Source organism: Stenotrophomonas sp. STEN033 (assembly GCF_056856655.1).
This window is the reverse complement of record NZ_JBXFWM010000117.1, coordinates 1-3,955: the sequence shown is the minus strand read 5'-3', so window position 1 is coordinate 3,955 and position 3,955 is coordinate 1. Positions and strand designations below refer to the sequence as shown.

Sequence of the window (3,955 nt, the reverse complement as noted above, 5' to 3'; positions counted from 1 at the left end):
TCAATTCCGCGCCAACAGCTACCCCTCTCCCCAACCCTCTCCCGCAAGGGGAGAGGGGGCAAGAGCAGGTGCACGCGGAGCCATTGATCTTCTCCTCTCCCCTTGCGGGAGAGGATGCCGAAGGCAGGAGAGGGGAGCGGCGCAGCCGCTGCTTCATGCCGTCGATTCGCTGCAGAGCGGAAGCAGAATCCCCAATCCCAGTGCTTCCCCTTGGGTTGTCTTGCCCGATGGGCGAGAATCACCGCCTCACTCACGTTCCGGCCATGTACATGCCCAAGAAGATCCAGGCACGCAAATCCTCCATCCACGGCAACGGCGTCTTCGCCGTCGCGGACATCAAGAAGGGCGAGCGCGTCATCGAATACAAGGGCAAGCGCCGTACCCATGCAGAAGTGGACGCGGACGATGCGGGTGACGTGGAAACCGGCCACACCTTCCTGTTCACCTTGAATGATGACTACGTCATCGATGCCAACTACAAGGGCAACGACGCGCGCTGGATCAACCACAGCTGCGATCCGAACTGTGAGGCGATGATCGAGGAGGTCGAAGGCGATGACCGCACCGCCGACAAGGTATTCATCGAAGCCATCCGCGATATCAAGCCGGGCGAAGAGTTGACCTACAACTACGGCATCACCCTGGCCGAGCGCCACACCCCGCGCCTGAAGAAGATCTGGGAGTGCCGTTGCGGCTCGCCCAAGTGCACCGGCACGATGCTGCAGCCCAAGCGCTGAGCCTCTGGGGGCGTGGCCTGGTTTTGTGGTCGCGGCGTAAGCCGCGAAGCCACTGCCAGCTCAGGTGCTGCTAATGGATCGTGGCGCAGCTCCCCAGGTGGCTGACACATCGCTGGCTTCGCGGCTTATGCCGCTCCTGCAAACAAAGCAAAGAGGCCGCGATCGCGGCCTCTTTCAATTCTGCCAGCTGTCCGGCTCAGTTCCCCAGCAGCCCCTGCGGCACGAAGTTGCCCAGGTTCTGGTTGAAGTCCACAGCGATGCGGCCGTTCTGGATGCCCACCGACTTCACCTGCAGCACGCCCATCACCTTGGCGATGGCCGGGTCGATCCTGTAGATCGGCTCGCGGCGGGCGTAGTCGGCCAGCCAGCTGTTGAGCAGGCTGCGGGTGCTTGAATCCAGCTCGCCGCCACCGGCACTGGGGCGGAAGCCATCCACGGTGGGCTGGTCCAGGTGGAAGCCCTGGGTCTGTGCGTCGTAGCGCAGGCCGCTGCTGATCTGCACATCGCCCACCGGCATCGATGAGCCACCGGCGGCCATGGCCAGGTTGAAACCCAGGTCCAGGCGGCTGCCCTGGGGCAGGGTCAGGCGCGGCTGGCTGACGGTAAGTGCAAGCAGACCACCCAAGGCCTTCTGCGTACGCGGGAAGCTGCCATCCAGGTACTGCTGTACGTCGGCAGCACCGACGCTCAATTGCTTGCCATTGATCTGTGGTGCGGCATGGGCGCTGCCGGCCAGGACGATCCAGGCAATGCTGGGAAGGAGCAGGGAACGCAGATTCATCGGACGTACTCGGTGATGGGGCAGGCTGGAACAGCACGATAACCGCTGCGGGTGAACGGCCAATTAGCAGGATCAATTCAATTCAGGCTGCAGCGATGCCGAGGTGATTTCCCAGCGATCCCCCTCGATCCGCGGGCGTACCCGGTACCAGCCCTTGAAACGCTGGTTTCCCGCCGCGCTGGTCAGGCGGATGTCCACCGGAATTTCCAGCGCCTGCGGTGGCGATTCGCGATCAAGTGCGATTGCCTGGCCATTGTGGACGCGCAAGCTGGTCATCGTTGGCAACACGGCGCGTAAACCGGCATCGTCGGGTTGTGGCGATGGTCGGCCGCCTGTCCAGAACGCATCGGACTGGCCGTTGTTCTCGAACAATGCCTGCAGATAGGCATGTATCACCGGGGCGGCAATGGCAGCTTGCCTGCGGACGGCTGCATCGCTCTGCGCTTGTGGGTCCGGCGCTTCCAGTGCTGGCGCTGGTGCCGGTGCTGGTGCGGCTGATGCCTGTACGGCGTCCGGGGTATCGGCTCCATCCGCGCTGCGTTGGCAGGAGCAGCCGGCGAGCAGGGCAGTGACGATCAACAACGGGTAGGCGCGCATCGGCCGCTCCTGGAAGTTGCCGCCAGTCTAAGCGGCCCGCAGGTGCTGCTGCCAGCCGCTTATTCGGCCGGGCTCTGCAGCTGTTTCAGCTTGTGCAGCAGCTGGTCCAGCTCGGGCTGCAGGGCGCTCAGCAGGTTTTCGGGCTTGGCGGCCGACTCGGCCAGGGTTTCCAGCAGGCCGGTGACAACCACCACGCCTGCATCCTCATTGCAGGACAGCCGGCGTTGGCCTTGTGCGGACTCCAGCTGGCGCATCCAGTTGTACTGGCTGCGTTGTTCGAATTCGATCGTGCAACGGCCGCTGCACTGCTGGCCGTCGGTCTCGATCGGCGTGACGGAGATGCGGTAGCGATGCTTGCTGATGGACATGGCGGACTACGGAGGGAAGCGGGGGAGTGGTCACCATAGGCCGGTGCCGGCGTGGGTACGAGGCGTCGAACCATGACGCTGTGTTCCAGTGTTTTCCCCATGCCACGGGCGGAACGCTGCGACCCATGGGAACGCTTTCCGTCCTCGTTCAAGCAAAAAAAAACGGGACGGCTGGGCCGTCCCGTTTTCTTGCCAAGGGGCGCGCTGATTACAGCGCAGCGTCCTTGAGCTTCTTGAGCGGACGCACCTTGAGCTTGGTGGTGGCCGGCTTGGCGGCAAACCACTGCTCTTCCTTGGTGAACGGGTTGATGCCCTTGCGCTTCGGCTTGGCCGGAACGCTCACGGTGGAGATCTTCAGCAGGCCCGGCAGGGTGAAGGAGCCAGCGCCCTTCTTGTTGACCGAAGCGGCAACGGCGCCTTCCAGGGCGGCGAACACAGCGCGCACGTCCTTGGCAGCGACCGAGGTGGCTTCAGCGATGTGGGCGACCAGACCGGACTTGGTCAGAGCTTCCTTGATCGGCTTCGGTGCGGCCGGCTTGGCGGCGGCCTTGGTTGCAGCCTTCGTTGCTACTTTCTTCACTGCCTTCTTCGGGGCAGCCTTTTTAGCGGTCTTTGCCATGATTTCCTGTTCCGTGAACGGTTGGTTGTTGGTCGTGCCGACCCCGTCGGCAAGCGAAATGTAGGGCATGAATTGCGTGACGCCAATAGGTAATTGAAGAAAAAGCCCATAAAAATTGCTTGTGGGCGTATTTGGACAACAAATCGGTGCCGGAAGTCATGCAAAAACAGGGTTGAGCCGTGCTCCGCACCGCTGTCGCCCCACGTTGGCGGGCACGCCGGGACAGCGTGTGGCGATGCCGCACAAGCTGCTAACACGACGTGGTTTAGGCTGCCTGTGCCATCCACCACGAGGAGTTCCACCATGGGTATATCGCGTCACGCAACCGCACATTGGGAAGGCGATCTGAAGACTGGGCAGGGCCGACTGAGCACGCCGCAGAGTGGCCTGATGGAGAACACCCGCTATGCCTTCAACAGCCGCTTTGGCGATGAAAAAGGCACCAATCCCGAAGAACTGATTGCCGCCGCACATGCCGGTTGCTTCACCATGGCGCTGTCAGCCAAGCTCAGTGAGGCCGGTTTTCCGCCGACGTCGCTGGACACACGGGCCGACGTCGACCTGTCGATGGAAGGGGGCCCCCAACTGTCGCAGATCCGCCTCCAGGTAAAGGCCGTGGTGCCTGGCCTGGACGAGACCCGGTTCCGCGCAATTGCCGATGACGCCAAGCAGAACTGCCCCGTCTCCAAGGCACTCAGTGCGGTACCGATCAGCCTGGATACCGAGTTTTCAGCCTGACAGGGTCTTGGCCCCGGCCGGCTTGGGCCGGGGCCGCGCCGGGGGAAGGTCGGTTGAACCGGCCGGCGCGGCGCTTAAAACCACCACGTTGCGTAATACCGCCCGCGGGGGATGG

The 3,955-nt window shown here is 63.1% G+C and carries 6 protein-coding genes; 2 read left to right on the top strand and 4 right to left on the bottom strand.

All coding sequences use genetic code 11. The features are described from left to right. Positions 1–269: 269 nt before the first annotated feature. Positions 270–737 carry an SET domain-containing protein gene (locus AC1VXC_RS20910; protein ID WP_313170440.1) on the top strand — a complete coding sequence of 156 codons (468 nt, stop codon included), beginning with the start codon at positions 270–272 and terminating at the stop codon, positions 735–737. A gap of 196 nt (positions 738–933) precedes the next feature. Here the strand turns inward: AC1VXC_RS20910 and AC1VXC_RS20905 are convergent, their stop codons facing one another. The 4 genes from AC1VXC_RS20905 to AC1VXC_RS20890 form a co-directional block, all read right to left on the bottom strand. Next, positions 934–1,518, bottom strand: a complete 585-nt coding sequence (locus AC1VXC_RS20905) for a YceB family lipoprotein (RefSeq protein WP_313170442.1) — start codon at positions 1,516–1,518, stop codon at positions 934–936. Positions 1,519–1,590: 72 nt separating this feature from the next. After that, positions 1,591–2,115, bottom strand: coding sequence for a hypothetical protein (locus AC1VXC_RS20900; protein WP_313494454.1), 525 nt, complete (start codon positions 2,113–2,115; stop codon positions 1,591–1,593). Positions 2,116–2,174: 59 nt separating this feature from the next. Then, positions 2,175–2,483 (bottom strand): DUF3861 family protein, encoded by a 309-nt coding sequence (locus tag AC1VXC_RS20895; RefSeq protein WP_313170445.1) that lies wholly within the window; start codon positions 2,481–2,483, stop codon positions 2,175–2,177. A 208-nt stretch (positions 2,484–2,691) separates the two neighbouring features. After that, the gene (locus AC1VXC_RS20890; protein WP_057627275.1) at positions 2,692–3,102 is read right to left on the bottom strand and encodes an HU family DNA-binding protein; all 411 of its coding nucleotides are present in this window, start codon (positions 3,100–3,102) and stop codon (positions 2,692–2,694) included. Between the two features lie 303 nt (positions 3,103–3,405). Between AC1VXC_RS20890 and AC1VXC_RS20885 the strand changes: the two genes are divergently transcribed. Next, positions 3,406–3,840: an OsmC family protein gene (locus AC1VXC_RS20885; protein ID WP_481539983.1), complete on the top strand. Its 435-nt coding sequence runs from the start codon at positions 3,406–3,408 to the stop codon at positions 3,838–3,840. Positions 3,841–3,955 lie beyond the last annotated feature (115 nt).

What these genes read in the sequence shown, in the direction of transcription:
- AC1VXC_RS20910 (WP_313170440.1), top strand. Translation starts at nt 270, where the DNA reads ATGCCCAAGAAGATCCAGGCACGCAAATCCTCCATCCACGGCAACGGC.
- AC1VXC_RS20905 (WP_313170442.1), bottom strand. Translation starts at nt 1,518, where the DNA reads ATGAATCTGCGTTCCCTGCTCCTTCCCAGCATTGCCTGGATCGTCCTG.
- AC1VXC_RS20900 (WP_313494454.1), bottom strand. Translation starts at nt 2,115, where the DNA reads ATGCGCGCCTACCCGTTGTTGATCGTCACTGCCCTGCTCGCCGGCTGC.
- AC1VXC_RS20895 (WP_313170445.1), bottom strand. Translation starts at nt 2,483, where the DNA reads ATGTCCATCAGCAAGCATCGCTACCGCATCTCCGTCACGCCGATCGAG.
- AC1VXC_RS20890 (WP_057627275.1), bottom strand. Translation starts at nt 3,102, where the DNA reads ATGGCAAAGACCGCTAAAAAGGCTGCCCCGAAGAAGGCAGTGAAGAAA.
- AC1VXC_RS20885 (WP_481539983.1), top strand. Translation starts at nt 3,406, where the DNA reads ATGGGTATATCGCGTCACGCAACCGCACATTGGGAAGGCGATCTGAAG.